Genomic DNA, 20,694 nt, shown 5'->3' on the forward strand with positions numbered 1-20,694 from the left:
CTTTTTTTGCTATATCTACAAAGAAAGTTGGTATTTTAATGAATGAATTAGATTTGAAAAGTTTAAATGAACAACAAAAAGAAGCCGTTTTGTATAATGATGGGCCTTTAAGAATAATTGCAGGTGCTGGATCAGGAAAAACAAGGGTTTTAACACACAAAATTGTTTACTTAATTAAAGAATTACACATTAGAGAAGATAAAATTCTTGCTCTTACTTTTTCTAACAAAGCTGCTAACGAAATGAAACAACGTGCTTTAAGTTTGTTGAATAATTTAAATTATCAAAGCGAATATGAACCAACCATTAGTACCTTCCATTCTCTTTGTGCAAAAATTTTAAGACGTGAAATTCACAATATGAATTATCCAAACGATTTTCAAATTATTGATGAACTAGACCAAAAAGAAGTACTTAGAGTTGTTTATTCAGAACTTAATATTTTACAAAGTGAATTTACTTACAATTCGATTATTTCATTTATTCAAAATCAAAAAAGTAAACTAAAAAGTCCAAATGATTTACTTAATGATCCGACTTACAAAGACGACCTTAGGGCAAAAATATATGAACGTTATCAAATACATTTAAATAAAGCACATACTTTAGATTTTGAAGACTTACTTGTTTTTGTTTATAAATTGTTTTATGATGAAGAATTTGCCGGAGTTGCTAGCAAATGAGAAAATAAATTTACTCATATATTAGTTGATGAATTTCAAGACACCAACTGAATTCAATACATGATTGTAAAAAGATTAGCAAGTAAGACAAATAATCTAACAATTGTTGGTGATCCTGATCAAACAATTTATAGTTGAAGAAATGCCGATATTAATATCATTATGAATTTTGATAAAGACTTCCCAAATTGTAAAACTATTAAACTTGAAGAAAACTATCGTTCTACCAAAAAAATACTTACTGTAGCCAATAATTTGATTTCACATAATAAAAATAGATTAGATAAAAAATTGTTTACTGAAAATCCAGAAGGTGAAGAAGTTGAATTTTTTGCAGGATTTAGCGATGAAGCTGAAGCTAGGTGAATTACATCGAAAATTAATTTATTAAAGAAAAATAGAGTTCAACTTAAAAATATAGCTATTTTATATCGTATCAATAGTTACTCACGGGCAATTGAAGAAGCATTAATTCAAGACAACACTATTTATAAAATTTTTGGTTCTATTAAATTCTACCAACGTGAAGAAATTAAAGATGCATTAGCTTATCTTAGAGTTATCCACGATGGTAGTGAAATATCATTGCTTAGAATTATTAATAAACCATTGCGTAAAATTGGTGATGTAACTATTGATAAACTCTTAAAATTTGCAGGTGAAAATAACTTAGATTTATACAAATGTTTAGAAACAAAAATCAATGAAATACACAAAAAATTAAGTATTTCAACCGAAACTCTAAAAAACATTATTAAACTTGTCAATAACATTCGTTGAGCAAGACGTGCTTTACAAACTAATTCAATTGCAGACACATTAAAAGAATTTATTACCAACAAAATTCAATACTTTGAAGATATTAAAAAATCCGAAGATGAATATGAAGCAAGAATGGACAACTTTCAAAGCTTAATAAATGCTATTGCAAGTTGAGAAGATAAAAATAAACATGGAACCATTGATGAATATTTGCAGGAAATAACATTAATTACTGACCGAGACGTTGAAGATGATGCAGCAAGTTATGTGTCACTAATGACAGTACATAATGCAAAGGGTCTTGAATTTGACTATGTTTTTGTAATTGGGCTAAGTGAAAATATTTTTCCATTAAGAAGAGCTATTGTAGTATCTCCTAATGAAGATTTCACAAAAATTAGAAACAAGAACATTGAATTACAAAAAGAAAATATGGAAGCTTTAGAAGAAGAAAGACGTTTGGCATATGTTGCAATGACTAGAGCTAAAGAAAAACTATTTCTATCATTTTCTGTTGGAAGAAATAACAATAGGAGAAGTAGATTTATTCCTGAAGCTGGAATTAGAGAAACAAAAACTATTAAAGTGGCAAGTAGTTTCTCAAATAGCATTAACATTAGCAAAAATATTTCTTTAATTGCTGGAGATAAAATTTCACATAGTACCTATGGTGTTGGTGAAGTTTTAGAAGTTGAAAATGATTTAATCAAAGTTAAGTTTCCTAATGAAAAGAAAATTAAGACGCTAAATATGTATCATGAATCTGTAAAGAAATGGGACGAAGCAAATGACAAATAGTATTGCAATGATTTTAATTTCTTGTTTGTTCTTATTCTTAACGGTGTTTTTTATTGTATTTTATTCAATAAAATCCTATTATCAAATTAAGAAAAACAGTATTAGAAATGGGTTTTTATTATTTGAAGTTGATGCTGATTTAAAAAGAGTTAGGATTAACAATGACATTGAGATTCTAAATTACATTCCCGAATTTATTATAGATTTACAAGTTAAAAATGGTGAATGATTTGATATTAATTTATTTTTAAATTTCTTTGATAAAGATACTAAAAAAATTCTTGTTGAGACAATTAATAGCAAAGATAAAGAAATTAGTAAAACGCTTCTTAATGTTATGCTCGAAGGCAGTAACAATGATGTTACATATAATTTGTCTTTAGAAAATAAAAACTCCAATATGTTTTTAATTACTTTATCGTGAGAGGATATATTTTCATTCTCAATCAATAAGAGAATTCAATACATCGAGACACAAAAGAGTTTTGAATTAATAAAAGATAAAAACTTTGTTATTTATTTACATTTGAAATTGTCAAAAATTTTCAAAATTAAATATTTAGTTAATGAAATTGCATCTATTCTTGTTAAGAAAAAAATTAATACTAGAATAATAATTGTCAATAAAAACGAAAATTTCTTTATTTATTTTGAAAATGAAGCTATTTTTAATACATTAGATATTGAAATACAAGCACTTTTTGGTTATATAACTGATTTAAAAATTTTGAACTCTTATTTTGACATATGTGTTTTGATAGATAAAGCTGTCATAAGTGAGTTTGATAATAATAGATTTTTCTTGCTAGTTGCATATTTACTATTCAAAAATTCAAATGAAGAAGGAAAAAAATTAAATTATGTTCTTATAAATAAAGACGCTTTATCTCTAAATGCTTTTGAGTCATTTGAAAATAAATATCTGAATGTTATATCTTTAATTAACAATGGAAATTATTTAGTCAAAAATGCACCATTACATGATTTTTCTTCTTCACAAACTTCACTAAAAATCACTATGCCGATATTTTCGGAAGAGTATTTAAGTGAATATGAAAATTTATTAAATAATACCGACTTGCAAAGATATTTGTGGTTAGTTTTCTTTAAAGATATTGACAAATATAAATTGACTAATTCAATTTTAATGATTGAGGACTTTATATTTCCTTCTTTAAATGCTAAATATTTGTATCATGTTTTTAAGAAAAATAAGCATTTACAAATATGTATAAAAATTAATAATTCAGAAAATTATGAACACTTAATTTCAAAATTAAATGCATTAAACGAAGCTAGTTATTCCGCTGGAATTAGGATTAATGAAATTGAAGAAAATTTATTGTTCTTTTTATCAAAAACAAACATTCAATTTATTATTATCAATAAAGAAATAAGCAAAAACTTAAATGTTGCTAAAAATATAGTATCAATTAATATGCTTATGTCATATGCAAATGATAAAGGTATCATATTAATTTTTGAAGAGTTAAATATTGAAAATTATAAAAAATTAATCACTACGAAAAATAATGAAAAAATACTATACTTAAATGCACAAAACAAAAAATAGAGGTTACAAATATGAATAAAGAATTATTAAAAAAAGACTTTTACGAAGCAATAAATGGAGAATGACTAGCTAAAAATGAAATTCCCGATCATTTAAGCGGTTGAGGTTCATTTTATGAACTTGATGAAAATATTAGAAAGCTTAGATCTTCACTTTTCCACAAATGACTTGATGATCAATCAGATATTAAAGACAACCCTATTTTAAAAGAGATGATTAAATATTTTGCTTTAGTAAAAGATTGAAATTCACGTGAAGCAAACGGAATGAAACCACTTAAATCTTTAATTGATAAAATTAGAGGCTTTAAGAGTTGAAAGGACATTGAAGAAAATTACAAGAAATTACAATATCTTCATTTTTATGTACCTTTAAACTTCTTTATAATGGATGATTTTAAAGATAGTACTAAACAAATATTATGACTACAATATCCAGATATCATTTTGCCAAGTAAAAATCATTATGTTGATAAAGAAAAATCAAAAGAATTATTAACTGTTTGAAGAAATGCAGCTGAAAAATTGTTAAATAAAACTTTCCCCAATCAAAAAGAGTATGTAACAAAACTATTGGATGATACATTAAAATTTGATGCATTATTAGCAAAATATGTTTTAACCCCCGAAGAAGAAGCAATATATCCAAACCTTTATAATCTATTTTCTACTAGCGAAATTCAAAAACATTGTAAAGTGTTTGACATAAAAAAAATAGCCAATAATTTAACCAATAACAAAGTTGAAAATATTAGCGTTGTTTCAAAAGTGTTTTTAGAAAATATCAACACATTATATAATGATGAAACATTTGACCAGTTTAAATCTGCTTTAATCGTCAAAACCATTTTACAATGTTCTTCTTATTTAGATGATGAATCTAGATTAATTGGCAGCGAATATAGTAATTATTTAAGAGGTTTAAAGAAACCAATTGATAGAAATAAATTTGAAATAGAATCAGTAGCAAAATTTTTCTCAGTACCATTTGGTTTATATTATGGGAAAACTTATCTTGGTGAAAAAGGCAAAAAAGACGTAGAAAAAATGGTTAATAATATGGTTAAAATTTATCAAAATAAATTAGCCAATAATAATTGATTAAGTGAAGAAACTAAAAAATATGCTATTAAAAAACTTAACAAAATGGGAATTCACATTGGCTATCCAAACAAAATAAAACCATTTTTTAGTAAATATAAAGTTGAAAAATACAATGAGTTTGATAAATTATTGCTAAATTCTTTAAACTACATTTATTTAGCTAGTGAATTTAAATACAATGAATATCTAAAGCCAACCGATAAAGAATATTGAGAAATGCCTGCAGATATGGTAAATGCTTATTATTCTCCAAATCAAAATCATATTGTTTTTCCTGCAGCAATTTTAGCTAAACCATTCTATTCTCTTTCTAGTTTAACTAGTGAAAATTATGGTGGAATTGGTACAGTTATAGCACACGAAATTTCACATGCTTTCGACAATAATGGTGCAAACTTCGATGAGAATGGTAATTTAGTAAACTGATGAACAGAAGAAGATAAAAAGAATTTCGATATAAAAACACAAGAAATGATTGCATTATTTGATGGTGTTGAAACCCCTGTTGGAAAATGTAATGGAAAATTAACAGTTTCTGAAAATATTGCTGATGCTGGTGGAGTTTCTTGTGCTTTAGAAGCAGCAAAACTTGAAAAAGATTATGATGGTCAAAAATTCTTTATTAATTTTGCAACGATTTGAAGAATTAAATATAGGCCACAACTTGCAGAAATGTTATTGAAAATTGATGTTCATGCACCTGCAAAATTAAGAGCAAATATACAAACAAAAAATTCTGATGAATTCTATAAAGCATTTGATATAGAACCATCAGATGAAATGTATTTAGATCCTAACAAGCGTGTCAAAATTTGATAAATATTATGGGAAAAACTCCCATTTTATTTTTGCTTTTTTATATTAAAAATAGTGGATAAAATAACTCTTTGAATTCGAGATCTTGTATAACGTTTTGAGATGCAAGCATTGACAAATTCATCATAGTTATTAATATAAATATTTTTCTTGAATAAACTTTCCATACCTTCACTCATTAAATTTATTTGTGAAAGTTCTTCTAATGAAGACGTAAAAACTATTTGTTGAAACAAATTGTATTTATCTTTAATCGAAGGAATAGGATATCTTATTTTCATAGGGGAAAAATGAGAAATATTTTCTTGTCTTTCAATCATTTTCCTAATTTCAGTGCCAGAGGCATAATTAAGATTGGTTTTTGTTGATTTGTGATTTACAATTCTTTTGATACTAATAGGAATAATTTTTAATTTATTAAAGACAATATATTTGACATACTCAAAACCTAAAATATCACTTGGATATGGTATTTTTTCAATATTTAGAATATTTAACGCAGCTAATGCTGTACTTTTGGAATACGCAATTCCATTATCTAAATTTTGTTTAACTAATTTATTATATTTTTGATTATTCTTTAATATAGCATTTGCAGAGTTTAGATAAACATTAATATCCGCAATTTTATCTGAAACACCAAATACTAAATGAGAAATATTTTCCTTTAATAATAAATTTATTGCATTAGCTACAAAAATATGAGCAGCTTGAACTGTTTCATAATCACTTAATTGAACTACTTTGTTTACCCCATATGACAAAGCAATATTTTTCCTATCTTCAAATGAAGCTACAGTCAGTTCCCCTCTTTGCGTTACATCACTAGTTAACGCAACAATTAAAAAACAATCCGGGAATTGTTCTTTAATTTTTTTTATCAAATATATATGTCCATTGTGAAACGGATTAAATTCTGCTATTAATCCAATTATCGGTTTTGAATTTTCCATATTGCAATAAATAAATTACTCAGTTATTTTTTGAGCAACACGAACATGTGTATCTAATATTTTATTTAAAACAACATCAAACATACCATCTCACTTATTAATCTTGCTATTTACGATTTTGCGGATAGGTTTTGCTTTGTAATCGCCTTCTAAAAGGGTGATGGTTAATAACATTTCTTCACCAATTTCACTAAAGAATTTTTTATTTGCATCAATAAAGAAATCACCTTTGTAAAGTTGTTTTCCTTGGTTTGCATAAATTCTATTGTGTAATGGTTGCTTGTGTTGTTTTGAGAAATCAGCATTTAATGTAATTTCTAGTTTAACACTGTAAATATTTAAGATGTATTTATCTCTATTTTCACTCACAAATTCAACTTTTGCATCGTTCGGCATAATTAATTTTCCACTAGAAGGTGCAATGGTAAATGAATTTTCTGTTTGTTTTACAACACCACCTAATAATGGACTTAAAATCATAAATTGTTTAATTTTTGATTCAAAGGTGAATGTTTCTTTTGAAGTAGGTTTTGTGAAGCTTTCTACATCTACATTTTTAGAAGTTTCTTTATTTTCATCAAACGATAAACTTGCCGCAAGTTCGTTGTATTGTTTTTCACTTTCGTTATCTACATTTTCAAACTCAAAATCATCATCGCTTATAGATTCGTTTTTTGAAGTTTCAGCTTTTTGGAATTGTTCATTATTTAATTCAAATTCTTGTGAATTTAAAGTCTCATCTTCTTGTTTGATTTGCGGTTCGGGAACAATTTCTTCTTTTTCGTCTAATAGTTGAGATGAGCTTGCTTTAGGTTCAACAACCTCTTCTTGTGTATATTCATCTCACAGTATTTTATTTTCGCTAGTTTTTTCTTCTAAATAATCATCATAAACATCAAGTTTTGTAGTTGTATCAGGTTTTTCAAAGTCAAAACCTTCAAATTCAGATAAATTTGCTTCTTTGTTTTTTGGTACTGCCAAAGAAGATTCAACTATATTTAGGTCTGTGCTTGCTAAAGGAGTAAGTTCTGTTGTATATTGAAGTGGTGTTTGAGGCAAAACTCTATCACTATGAGGTGTTTTATTATTCTCATTAACTTGAAAATCTGGTTCGGTGTATGTTTCAAAATTTTCCTCAATTAGTATATTTTCTTTCTTAAGTAGATTGTCTTTATCTTTATCTGTTAAAACTTCGGCATCTCCTAAGCCTAAATCATTATTTTCATCTTTTGCAATGTCTGTTAAAATCACATCACCAAAGTTATTGGTTTCCTCTTCACCATCTTTTTTCATGAAAGAAAGATTTTTAGCTAATTCTAAAGACATAGTTTTTGTTGTAGAATCACCTTCATAAGTAGCTAAAGATTTTTTATATCTTAATTCTTTAGCATAAGTGATCATTTCTTCCAAAATAGGTTGTCCATATTCTGATTTTGCTAATAATTCTGAGGTTGAGCATAATAACTCATCAGCAACTTGATTTCTAAATGTTCTTCTTTCATCAATACTATTGTTATTTGGAAAGACAACATAGGTATTTTCAGTCAAGTATTCATATTGTACATTTCTTCTTCCAGCATTGTATTTTCCTAAAATTGCAACTTTTCCAAAACGTACATAAATTCATGTAAGGATAGCAACAATTACACCGTAAATTAATCCAATAACCAATATTAATCATGAAGCTTTGTATGCTGCGTCACCTTTTACCATTGGTACAAAGAAGTTAAATATATATTCAAAGATATTTCCATTCATTATTGAATCAGCTGAAGGTGAAATACTTATAAAAGTAACAATTCAACTTGCAAGAACTGTTGGTAAAATACCAAAGAAAATATACATAAATGGCGATATAAAGAATATAGCTAATAAAATAGGTTCATATTGTCCTAATAAAATAGAACCAAAAATTAATGGTAAATAGAATGCACAAACAAATTTCTTGTTACTTTTCTTTGTTGCTATTATAAATATAGCAATAACCGCAGGTGCTAAGAAAATAGCAAATAATAATTTATAATATGGAAGAATACCACTACCATATACAGTTTGTGTCATATGATGTAAGTTTAATGGTGTTAATAATCCAATAATTAATGAAGATACAAAATAATTAACATTATTGGCACCCAATCCAATAATACTTGCACTAGATGTTTGAATATAATGTGCAATTGTAGCAATAATAAATGTGTGTGCAATTCCAAACACACCTGAAACAAACATAATTAATAAAATACTTGCAATTGCAGTGCCTATTAAATTCTTAGTTCTTTTATGTAGTGCTGAAATAATTAAAGCATTTACATATCCAATCAAAAATCCAATTAAAATGTTTGAATTAATAAAATTTAATTGAGTAGATAATCCTAAAGGAATTGAAGTAATCAACTCATTCCCATTTAGGTTACTAAATAAAGTCTTGTTTTGTCAATATCAGATCGAATAACTTCCAGATGCCCCTTGAATCAGCATCGCTTGAACACCTAAAAAAGCCGCTCAACCAACCAATGTCGCAAGACCCCCTAAAGTTCTATTTGAACTAAAGGTTATTGCAATAGAAAGTGCGGTAAGTAATGGAATTAATCCCATCATCTTTTTAAACACTAATCTTGCAGTTTGTAAGTCACTTATTACGGTTGGATTTAAAGAGACTTTCATATTTATTAAAAGCTCCATTAACCCATAAAAAATTGATACAACCAAAAGAACGGTAATAGGGAAAATAATTGATCTAAAAATATCCCCCATTTTCTTCCTAAATTTCGGTATTTGATTGTTTGGATTAAAAACAATCTCTTTTTGTTTTGCGTTTGTCATAAAACCTTCTTAATATTTTTGTATATTTAAATTTTAATATATTTAAACTTATTTTTTGAATATAGACTAAAATATAGTGTTTTTTCAAAATTTGTGCCATTTTTTGCTATTAACATATAAAGTTATTAATTTCGCACTTATAAACACAAAATTATTTTGAAATTTTACCTTAAAATAAGTATTAATTTGAGTTATTGACATTTTTTACATAGTTTATTATTATTAAAATCTAAACAAAACAAACCAACTTTATTTTATATAATTATTTATATGATTAATTACAACGACACAATTGTTGCTATTTCTTCGGGAAATATAAATCAAGCAATATCAATTATTAGATTATGTGGAAGTGAAGCAATAAATATAATAAAGAATATATTCACTGGAAAAATAGGTGAAAATAAAACTATCACTTTCGGAAGAATAATCAATAGAAAAACCAATGAAATTATTGATGAAGTATTGATTAATTGATTTACTAAAACAGATAACTATGTGGGCGAACCAACGGTGGAAATTAATGCACATGGTGGTGTTATAGTTACAAATAAGATTTTAAATTTGATTCTAGAAAATGGTGCCCGTTTAGCTGAACGTGGAGAATTTACTCGTAGAGCTTTTTTAAATGGAAAAATTTCTTTAGAAAAAGCAGAAGCTATTAACCAATTAATTCATGCAAAAACTAATATTCAAACTAAAATAGCAATTAACCAATTTGATAGCAAATCAAATGAAATTATTGAAAATCTTGAACAAGAACTTTTAAAAATTATTTCGATATGTGAAATTAATATTGATTATTCAGAATACAATGACATTGAAACCATTGATAAAAAGAAGTTATTTACATTTATGAACAATTTGTTAAGCAAAGTAAATATCGTGATAGCAAATAGTTTGAAGGCAATTGATGTTTATAAAGGTGTTAATATTGCCATTATTGGTGAACCTAATGTAGGTAAATCATCACTATTTAATTTATTGATTGATAAGGACAAAGCAATTGTTACAAACATAGCGGGAACCACTAGGGATGTACTTGAAGATTCTTTTGAAATAAATGGAATTCTATTTAACATAATCGATACCGCTGGACTTAGAGCAACAAAAAATGTTGTTGAAAGCATTGGGATTGATCGTGCTTATAAAGCGATTGAAAAAGCAAAAATCATTATTCATTTATTTGATTTAAAAACTATCAAGAATAAGTTAGATCCAAAGCTTCAAAAACTGCTAGCTAACAAGCGCTGTATAAATGTGCTAAACAAAATTGATGAAATATCTGATCTTAACTCGATTAGAAAATATAAAGATTATGTTTGAATATCAGCTAAAACAAAACGTTTGTATGAATTAAGAAATGCACTAGTAAAAGAGTACACAAATTTTGATATTAATAATCCTGACACTCTATATGATGAAAGAAAATTGTCATTACTAAACAAAGTTAAAGAAAATTTAGAAAATGGTATCAAAGGGCTTAATAATAATTTTGGTCCCGAAGTTGTAATTGTTGATTTAAATGCTGCATGACAATATTTAAGACAAATGTTAAATAAAGAATATGACAATGAAGCATTACTTGATAATATGTTTAAAAATTTTTGTTTAGGAAAATAGTATGGAAAATAAAAGTTTAGTAAACCAAATTTTACATAATCAAAAAGTAACTGAATATGGTTATGATGGTTATGGAATAGTGAGGATAAACAACAATTATCCTATTTTAGTTGAGAACGCATTAAAAGATGAAATTGTTGATGTTCAAGTTATTCAACAAAATGCTAAATTTGCTTTAGGAAAAGTTGTCACTCAGCATGTTAAATCAGAAAAAAGAATAGATGTCGCAAACAAAGAATTAGTTTATTCCTACAATGCACCATTGATAATAATTTCATATGAAGATCAATTGAAGTTCAAAACACAAGTTATTAAAAGTATGTTTGCTAGAGAATTTAATTTCTATGATGTTGCTGATTGTAAAGAATCAAAAAAACAATTTCATTATCGCAATAAATTAACATTGCATGTTCAACAAGATGAAAAAGAAATTAAAATTGGTTTTTTTGTGAGAAACACACACATTATTCTTGAACAGAAAAACTATGATTTAGTTAACGAAGAATTAGATAAAATTGTCAAGATTGTTGTTGCTTTTCTAAAAGCAAACGCAACACAAATTAGAAATTGAAAACTATATTCTATTGTTTTTAAGTATAGTGATAAGACTAATGAAACTTTAGTTATTTTTGATAGTTACAATAAATTAAAAACCGAAAACGAGATAGCTCAAATTATCAAACAAGCAATTGGAAATGAAAAAGCAAACTTGATTTTTCATGTTATTAATCATAAAACTGGAAAAGTTGTTGAACAAAAAATATATGGGCAAGAAAAAATAACTTTTAAAATTGGCAAATATAAATATTTAGTTAATTATGATTCATTTTTTCAAGTTAATGACGATCAAGCAAAAGCTATTTTTGATTTTATATTAAAGAAAAATGAATTTAAAGGAAACGAGCTTGTAATTGATGCTTATGCGGGCGTTGGAACAATTGGATTATATATCGCGAAAAATGTAAAACATGTTGTGTCGGTTGAAAATATTCATAACGCTACAGAAAACGCAAAACTAAACGCAAAACTAAATAAAATTAGTAATTTTAAAGCGCTAACAATGGATAGTACTCGTTATTTTGATACATTTGTTGATAAAGAGAATGTTGGAATTGTGATATTTGATCCACCTCGTGCAGGGCTTAATACAATAATTATTAGAAAAGTAATCGAAAAGAAAATTGATCGAATAATTTATTTAAGTTGTAATCCACATACATTAGTTAGAGACCTTAAAGCATTCTTAAATGGGGATTATCACATTAAACTAGTTCAACCATTTGATATGTTTCCACAAACACAACATATTGAAACTTTGTGTATTTTAGAAAGAAACAAAGACCAAAAATAATTCACCGTTAAGGTCTTTGTTTTAATTTATAATTAAATATTAGTGATTTAAGGATAATTATGGGATTTTGAAAAAGATTAAAAGAAAAATTATTTGGAACAGAAGAAGAAATTCTTGAAAGAAAAAAAGCTAAATTAGAAGCTAAAAATCAAAAAAAATTACTCAAACAAAGAGAAAAAGAACAAAAACTAAATACTTATGTTGCTGGATTAAGTAAAGCAAATACTGCATTTACTGATTACATCAAAGAAGTTCAAAACAAACACAATAAAATAGACGAAGAATTTTTTGAAGACTTGGAAGAAGCATTGATTTTATCCGATATTTCTGCAAACTTAGTAAACATTATTATTGATGAATGTAAAAAAGAAGTTAAAGCAGAAAATATTGATGATCCTAAGCTAATTAGTGAGATCATTGCTGATAAATTAGTCACAATATACACAATGGGAACAATAATTGATTCTTCATTAAATATTCAAGATGGTCGTTTAAATATTATTTTAGTTGTTGGAGTTAATGGTTCTGGAAAAACTACTTCAATTGCAAAAATTGCTCATAAATTAATTAAAGAAAATAAAAAAGTTTTGATTGCAGCGGCTGATACGTTTAGAGCAGCAGCAGTTGAACAATTAGATATATGAGCAAACAAAGTTGGAGCAAGTATTATTAAACCCGCAGAAAATGAAATTGATCCTGCAGCAGTTGTTTTTAAAGCGATTGATAAAGCAATAGCAAAAAAATTTGATGTTTTAATTATTGACACAGCGGGTAGGTTACAAAATAAAGTTAATTTGATGAATGAACTTTCAAAAATAAACAAAATAATCGAAAAGAAAGTGCCGGGCGCACCTCATGAAAGTTTATTAATTATTGATGCTACAACAGGACAAAATGGTGTAACGCAAGCTAAAGTTTTTAAAGAAGCAACACCATTAACAGGAATTGTTTTAACTAAAATGGACGGGACTTCAAAAGGCGGAATAATTTTAACTATTAAAGATGATATTGGTTTAACTGTTAAATATATTGGACTTGGAGAAAAAGTTGAAGATTTACTAGAATTTGATTTAGATTCATATATTTATGGACTTACAAAAGGAATTAACTAAAAAGGACAAAATGGAATCTTTAGAAGAAAGAAAACTTATTATTGAGTTATTTGATAAATATCAAAACTTTTTACCTCAGTCTCAAAAACAAGCTATGTATTTGAGGTTTTTTGAAGATTTGAGTTACTCTGAAATTGGAGAAATTTTAGCAACTACTAGAACTGCAGTTTTTGATGCAATTAAAAAAGGAAAGCAAAAATTACTTGAAATTGACAAAAAAATAGGTTAGTCAACATTTTTTGCTTAAATTTTTAAGGTCATAATGCTACAATTAATTAGAAAGTTATTGGAGTTAGTTGGATGTATAAAAGAATTTTAATCAAGCTATCCGGTGAAGGATTAGCTAACAAATCAAAAAGCCTAGCAATTGACTATGAACTTGTTCAAAAATTTGCTAAACAACTTAAATCAATTATTAATAAAAAAATTCAAGTTGCTATTGTTATTGGCGGTGGTAACTTTTGAAGAGGTACAAGCGCTGAAAAAAACGGTATCCCAAGAGTTAGAGCTGACTATATTGGGATGCTTGCAACAACAATGAACGCATTAGCATTACAATCAGGGTTCGAAAAAGAAAAATTAACTTGCCGTGTTTTGTCAAGTTTATCAATGGACCCAAAAGTTTGTGAAGAATATATTAATGAAAAAGCAATTAAATATTTAAATAATGGTGAAATAGTTATTTTTGCTGGTGGAACGGGCAGACCATTTTTTACAACTGATACAGCAGCAACATTATTTGCAAGTGAAATTGGTGCAGATGCAATTTTAATGGGAAAAAACAATGTTGATGGAGTTTATGATAGTGATCCAAAATTAAATAAGAATGCGAAAAAATTTCATAAAATTACTTTTGATGAAGTTTTGACAAGAAATTTAAAAGTTTTAGATCAAACCGCTGCATCAATGGCAAAAGATAATAAAATTGATATTGTTATTTTCAATATTTTAGAAGATGATTCACTTAAAAAAGTTATTGAAAATGATATACCACATACAGTCATTACAACTAAAGAATAATTAGGAATAAATAATGGAATTAAATATATATATAGAAAAATTAAAAAAGTTAATTGAAAAAGCAATTACAAATTATGAAACTCAAATTGCAAAAGTTGCAATTGGTAGAGCTAATCCAACATTAATTAGTAAGATTAAAGTTAATTATTATGATTCACTTATTTCGATCGAAGAAATTTGTTCAATTACAGTATCTGGCCCTCTGCAATTAATTGTTAAGCCTTATGATATTGCTTCTATTAAACAAATAGAAAAAGCAATTACTGACTACAATTTAAATGTAAATGTTGTAAATGAAGGACATCAAATTAGAATTTCATATCCTCAACTTACAACCGATAAAAGAAAAGAACTTGTTAAACAATTAACAACAATTACAGAGCAAGCAAAAGTTGTTGTTAGACAAGCTAGACAAGATATTAACAAAGAAATTAAAGCAGATATAGACTTATCAGAAGATTTGGTAAAACATTATTTAGAAATTGTTCAAAAAGAAGTTGATAACGGTATTAAAAAAATAGATGTAATTACTGCCGAAAAAGAAAAAGACTTAATGACCATCTAAGGTCATTTTTTTAACAAATTTAGATTAAAAGTTTTAACAAAAAATTACTCAAAACAATATTGCTAAATATTATTTTTTTTGCTTATCTTTTTAAGCAAATGGTATGTATAATTAAATATTAGTATGAGTAGTAAGGCTAAAAATATAAAACAAAGAATAAAAAGCTTAATCCCGCTTTTTTTTGTTTTGATTCCAATGATTTTAATAATTTTTTTTGCGAAAAAAGAAGGGAGAATGATAGGGATCATATTTTATATGATTATTTCTTTATATGCTACTTACGAAGTAATTCAACATAACAAACAACATTTTGTTTTAAATTATAGTTTTTTACTTTTTGCTCTAATATTTTGACTATTACCATATGGGATTTGAAATGAAACTTCAACGAATTATTTGTTTTCTAATTTAAACTTTACTACTTATAATGTTTCAAGCTTAAAACAATTACTTTTGGAATTATTATATTCAAGAGAAAATTTAACAAGTTTATATGGTTTATTTTTATTATTTTCAATGGTATATGTGACTTTTATTTTTGCATTAAATATAAAAAAATATAAATCAAGAAAATTGTTTTTTTCATCATGATTAATAACGATGTTTTCTATAATTTATATTCCTATTACTTTTAAATTATTGTATTTGTATAATGTATTATCTTTATATATTTTATTTGCAATGTTTTTTATTCCTGTAATTGTTGATAGCTTTGGTTATTTTATTGGTATGTGAATTGGTGGCAAATTCATCAAAAAGAAATTTGCACCACATATTAGTCCCAAAAAGACATGAGAAGGAGCAATTGCTTCGTATTTATTTGGAGCTTTATGCGTTTATCTACTTTTGTATTTAGGTTATCAGACAAATAATGTCAAACTAACCTATTTTACAAATATTAAACAGTTAATTGTGGGTATTGTGTTTTTGCCTGTAGCATCTATTGTGGGAGATTTGTTGTTTTCAGCATTTAAACGTCTATTAGATATAAAAGATTTTTCAAATTTATTACCTGGTCATGGTGGAATTATGGATAGATTTGATTCAACATCTTTTGTTGTTTTAATGTCATCAACAATCTTATTTATTTAATTTATCTTAGGAGAAAATAATGGAAAATTCCAACAATCTATATAATGATGGTTTTTTAAAACTCTGCAAGGAAATAAATTTTGTTCCTACAGATGTTTTTCAAGATGTAGATATTAAAAAAGTTGATATTACAACCAAAGATAATCAACCCTTATTAAATATTGAGTTAGAAACGATTACTCATTTACCCTTAAGTTCATATTTAGAATTTAAAAAAGCAATAGAAAAAAGGTTTAAATCTAATGTAAATTTTGATATTAAATATACAAATGTAATTTATGCAAAAGAAAGAATTTTAGAATATTTTTTACAATACATTGTAGATAACAAACTAAGATTACCTCTAGTTAGAAGTTTATTTACTAAGGAAAATATTGAAATTAACTTAAATACTAAGCAATTAACTATTTCTAATTTAACGAAAGATGCGTGCAAGACATTAAAGAAAGTTGAAGATAAAATATTATCGATTTTTCATAATATTGGTTTTAATGATATTACATTAAAATTTGTACCAATCGAAGAGGATAATCAAGATTTCTCAAATTATAAAAAAGCAAAAATTGATAATATTGTGACCGATTTTATTCCTCAACAAGTTGATTTTGAAGCATTAGCTAATAATAAAAAAACTAAGAAATACAACGGAAAGTCGAAGAAACATATTCAAATGTCAATTAAGTCTGCTTTAGAATCATACGAAGAATATATTTCAGTGGTTGGTGAAATTTATAAAATTGATAAGAGATTGACTAAAACAGGTGAAAATTTATATTCAATTGATATTTCTGATTATGAAGAAGCTATTAGAATCATCTATTTTACTGAACCAAATCAAGTTTTAGAGGTTGATAAAGGCGATACTATCATTGTTAACGGCAGACTAACGACAACAAATTATGGCAACAAAGAAATATTGTGCACTACAGCTCCTATTAAAACTGAAAGTCTTGTGAAATTAAAAAAAGATAATGCGCCAATAAAAAGAATTGAATTAGCAGCAAGAACAATAATGTCAACACAAGATGGAATTAGTAAACCATCCGAATATATTGATGTAGCAAAAAATTCAAAAATAAATGCAATAGCAATTACTGATTTAGATTCTGTCCAAAGTTTTCCAGTTTTTGAAAAAGAAGCAAAAGCAAATAAAATTAAACCTATTTATGGTGTAACTTTATCTTCGATTACGACTAGCAATGATATTTTTTACGGTTATAAAGATTTCAACTTAAAGAAAGCGAAGTATATTGTTTTTGACTTAGAAACCACTGGACTTAGTGCGAGATTTAATGAAGTTATAGAATTTGGTGCAATTGTTATTGATAACGGAATTATTACTGAACATATTCAATTCTTTTTAAAACCTTCAAAACATATTCCAAAATCAATTACAGATATTACAAAAATTACTGATGATGATGTTAAAGATGGTTTATCTCAAGAAGAAGGAATAAAAAAAATTTATGAATTGCTAAATGGAAATATTGGCGTTGCACATAATGCAAATTTCGATATCAATATTTGTAAGCAAAACTTTACAAAATATGGCCTTGATATATCACAAATTTATTGTGTTGATACCTTAGCTATTTCATGATTTTTGTTTCCTGATGAAAGAAAACACAATTTAAATAGTTTGTGTAATAGATTTAATATTAATTATACAAAAAGCGCTGCGCATAGAGCTGATTATGATGCTGAAGTTTTGGCAAATTGTTGACTTGGAATAATTAATAAATTAAACAAAGAATACAAAATTAAAACATCAGAACAATTAAATGATGTTGATTTTAAAGAATCTTTAGGAAAGAAATTTTCTTACGAAATTAGAATGCTTGCTAAGAACCAAGCAGGTATTAAAAAGATGTTTAAATATGTTTCAGAAAGTTTAACTACAAATTACAATAATGGACCCAAATTTTATATTGACAAGTGAAAAAAAGACAATGATTTGCTTTTAGGTTCTGGAACACATTCTTCATATTTGTGAGAACAAGTAATAAATGGTAGTGATGAGAATATTTTAAAAGCAATTGCACCATTTGATTATATTGAATTACCTCCAATTTCAACATTTAATTATTTATATTTAGATGATTGGATTACGCTAGAACAAATTCAATGGGCATATAAAGATTTAATAGAAAAAGCTAAAAAATTAGGAAAAGTTTGCGTTGCTGTTTGTGATTGTAGATATGTTTATGACTACCAAAAACTAATTTATGACATTTATGTTAACACACCTGGACTTGGTGGAAAAATTCATTGAATGAAAGAAAACAGAAAGATTTGTCGTACAAACTTTCAATATCTAACAACTACTGAAATGTTAAGTGAATTCTCATTTTTAAATAATGGAAATTTAGTTGAAGATATTGTTGTTAATAATACTCACAAAATAGCAAATATGATTGACGATAATATTGAAATTATCAAGAAAAAACTATATGTTCCTAACTTTGATAATTCTGATAAGAAGTTGAAGGACTTAGTGTTAGAAAATGCCAAAAAAATTTATGGTGATAAAATTGATGAAAGAATCAAACAAAGAATTGAAAAAGAATTAAATTCAATTATTAAGTACGGATATTCAGTCATTTATTGAATTAGTCATAAACTTGTTAAAAAAAGTAATATTGATGGTTATATTGTTGGTAGTAGAGGTAGTGTTGGATCATCAATTGTTGCTTATTTAGCCGAAATTACTGAAGTTAATCCCTTAGAACCTCATTATTTATGTCCAAAATGTAAGTATTTTGAATGAAGCAATGACCCTAAAATTTATTCGGGATGAGATTTATCTGACAAAAAATGTCCTAAATGTAATGTTCTTATGAAAAATGATGGGCATAACATACCATTTGAAACCTTCTTGGGTTTTGAAGCGGATAAAGTTCCTGATATTGACCTAAATTTTAGTGGTGAATATCAACCAACAATTCACAATTATGTTAAAGAATTGTTTGGCGACACACACACTTTAAGAGCTGGAACTATTGCATCTGTTGCCTCAAAAACTGCATATGGTTTTTGCAAAAAATATTTAGAAACTATTGGGGGAAATGAAGATCAAATTTGGTCTAGAACTTTCTTAGACTTCCTATCTTATAAAGCAGAAGGTGTTAAAAGAACAACAGGTCAACATCCAGGCGGAATTATCATTATTCCAAAGGAATTTGATCCTGAAGATTTTACTCCAGTTAACTACCCAGCAAACGATATAACAAGTAGTTGAATGACATCACATTTTGATTTTAGGTCAATTCATGACAATGTTTTAAAATTAGATTTACTAGGACATGATGATCCTACGATTGTTAAGATGCTTGAAGATTTAACACATACCAAAATCGAAAATATTCCAAGGTACGACAAAAGAATTATTCAACTATTTAATAGCACAAAAGCAATGAATTTAACACCTGACCAATTATCTGGAGAAACTACTGGAGCATATGGACTTCCTGAGTTTGGGACAAACTTTGTGCGAAAGATGTTAAAAAGTTCAAAACCAGAATCATTTAATGATTTAATTTTACTTTCAGGTCTTAGCCATGGTACTAATGTGTGAACCGGAAATGCTGAAGAATTAATCAAAGTTGGCAAAAAACTTAATGAATGTATTTGTTGTCGTGATGACATTATGAGAACTTTAATTGAGACTTATTTCCTTGATAAACTTATGGCTTTCAAAATTATGGAAAGTGTTAGAAAAGGGAAAGGTTTAACTGAAGAGCAAGAGAAAACTTTAATTGAACATAATGTTCCGGATTGATATATTGATTCGCTTAAAAAAATTGAATATATGTTTCCCAAGGCACACGCTACTGCTTATGTTATTATGGCTTGAAGAATTGCATGATATAAAATTTATTATCCATTGCAATTTTACGCTGCACATTTGTCAACCAAAAACTTTTGTATTGATGTAGAAGTAATGGTCGGCGGTAAACAAATTGTTTCATCAAGATTAAATCAACTTAGAACAATGCAAGATAAAAAAGACCCTGATTTTACAACTAAAGATTCACAATTTATTCCCGTTTTGGAAATCACACAAGAATTATATGCAAGGGGATTTAAAGTTACAAATCCAGATTTATATAAATCAAATGCATCTGCTTGAGCGGTTGATGAAAAAACCAATACTTTAATTCCTCCATTTGCTGCAATTGAAGGGTTAGGAGATAAAGCTGCAGATTCTATAGTTAGTGCTAGAAAAGATGGAGAATTCTTATCAATTGAAGATTTAGTTGAACGAACAAAATTAAATTCTAAAAATATTGAATCACTAAAAAAATTACACGTCTTAGATGATTTAAATGAAACAAATCAAGCTAGTTTATTCTAAAAAATTGCCATTTTGATGGCTTTTTTAGTTTTTTAATTGTCTTGGTGAGTGTTAAAATGCGTATTT

13 protein-coding genes are annotated in these 20,694 nt (G+C 26.6%); 11 read left to right on the plus strand and 2 right to left on the minus strand.

Translation table 4 applies throughout. The features are described 5' to 3' along the window. Window positions 1–38: 38 nt before the first annotated feature. The 3 genes from EXC60_RS06515 to EXC60_RS02025 are packed head-to-tail and all read left to right on the plus strand — an operon-like array spanning window position 39 to window position 5,738. Window positions 39–2,243, plus strand: a complete 2,205-nt coding sequence (locus EXC60_RS06515; protein WP_029670602.1) for an ATP-dependent helicase — start codon at window positions 39–41, stop codon at window positions 2,241–2,243. After that, window positions 2,233–3,816: an MHO_4530 family protein gene (locus tag EXC60_RS02020; protein WP_024544200.1), complete on the plus strand. Its 1,584-nt coding sequence runs from the start codon at window positions 2,233–2,235 to the stop codon at window positions 3,814–3,816. The genes EXC60_RS06515 and EXC60_RS02020 overlap by 11 nt, the downstream gene beginning before the upstream one ends. An 11-nt stretch (window positions 3,817–3,827) precedes the next feature. Then, window positions 3,828–5,738, plus strand: coding sequence for a M13-type metalloendopeptidase (locus EXC60_RS02025; RefSeq protein ID WP_024544201.1), 1,911 nt, complete (start codon window positions 3,828–3,830; stop codon window positions 5,736–5,738). Between the two features lie 23 nt (window positions 5,739–5,761). Here EXC60_RS02025 and EXC60_RS02030 read toward each other — a convergent pair whose 3' ends face one another. Together EXC60_RS02030 and EXC60_RS06520 are read right to left on the minus strand one after the other, a co-directional pair. Then, a complete protein-coding gene (locus EXC60_RS02030; protein WP_024544202.1) occupies window positions 5,762–6,688 on the minus strand; it encodes a nucleotidyltransferase in 927 nt (308 codons plus the stop codon). Window positions 6,689–6,703: 15 nt separating this feature from the next. Further along, complete coding sequence (locus tag EXC60_RS06520) at window positions 6,704–9,511, minus strand: hypothetical protein (RefSeq protein ID WP_024544203.1); 2,808 nt, start codon at window positions 9,509–9,511, stop codon at window positions 6,704–6,706. Between the two features lie 270 nt (window positions 9,512–9,781). On the opposite strand from EXC60_RS06520, the gene mnmE reads away from it, so the two are divergent. The 8 genes from mnmE to EXC60_RS02075 all read left to right on the plus strand — a co-directional run bounded on the left by mnmE (window position 9,782) and on the right by EXC60_RS02075 (window position 20,628). After that, entirely contained in the window at window positions 9,782–11,134 is a 1,353-nt protein-coding gene (mnmE, locus tag EXC60_RS02040; RefSeq protein WP_024544204.1) for a tRNA uridine-5-carboxymethylaminomethyl(34) synthesis GTPase MnmE, read from the plus strand. 1 nt (window position 11,135) lies between these two features. Further along, window positions 11,136–12,485: a 23S rRNA (uracil(1939)-C(5))-methyltransferase RlmD gene (gene rlmD / locus EXC60_RS02045; protein ID WP_024544205.1), complete on the plus strand. Its 1,350-nt coding sequence runs from the start codon at window positions 11,136–11,138 to the stop codon at window positions 12,483–12,485. 59 nt (window positions 12,486–12,544) lie between these two features. Next, entirely contained in the window at window positions 12,545–13,597 is a 1,053-nt protein-coding gene (gene ftsY, locus EXC60_RS02050) for a signal recognition particle-docking protein FtsY (protein WP_024544206.1), read from the plus strand. A gap of 10 nt (window positions 13,598–13,607) precedes the next feature. Further along, entirely contained in the window at window positions 13,608–13,826 is a 219-nt protein-coding gene (locus EXC60_RS02055) for a sigma factor-like helix-turn-helix DNA-binding protein (protein ID WP_024544207.1), read from the plus strand. Window positions 13,827–13,897: 71 nt separating this feature from the next. Beyond that, a complete protein-coding gene (pyrH, locus tag EXC60_RS02060) occupies window positions 13,898–14,617 on the plus strand; it encodes a UMP kinase (protein WP_024544208.1) in 720 nt (239 codons plus the stop codon). Between the two features lie 13 nt (window positions 14,618–14,630). Next, window positions 14,631–15,182, plus strand: a complete 552-nt coding sequence (locus EXC60_RS02065; protein ID WP_024544209.1) for a ribosome-recycling factor — start codon at window positions 14,631–14,633, stop codon at window positions 15,180–15,182. Between the two features lie 123 nt (window positions 15,183–15,305). Continuing rightward, a complete protein-coding gene (locus EXC60_RS06525; protein ID WP_029670603.1) occupies window positions 15,306–16,274 on the plus strand; it encodes a phosphatidate cytidylyltransferase in 969 nt (322 codons plus the stop codon). Between the two features lie 19 nt (window positions 16,275–16,293). Beyond that, the gene (locus tag EXC60_RS02075; RefSeq protein ID WP_024544211.1) at window positions 16,294–20,628 is read left to right on the plus strand and encodes a PolC-type DNA polymerase III; all 4,335 of its coding nucleotides are present in this window, start codon (window positions 16,294–16,296) and stop codon (window positions 20,626–20,628) included. The last annotated feature ends 66 nt before the right edge of the window (window positions 20,629–20,694 follow it).

The sequence above is a fragment of the Metamycoplasma salivarium genome (genome assembly GCF_900660445.2).
GTDB lineage: Bacteria > Bacillota_I > Bacilli_A > Mycoplasmatales > Metamycoplasmataceae > Metamycoplasma > Metamycoplasma salivarium.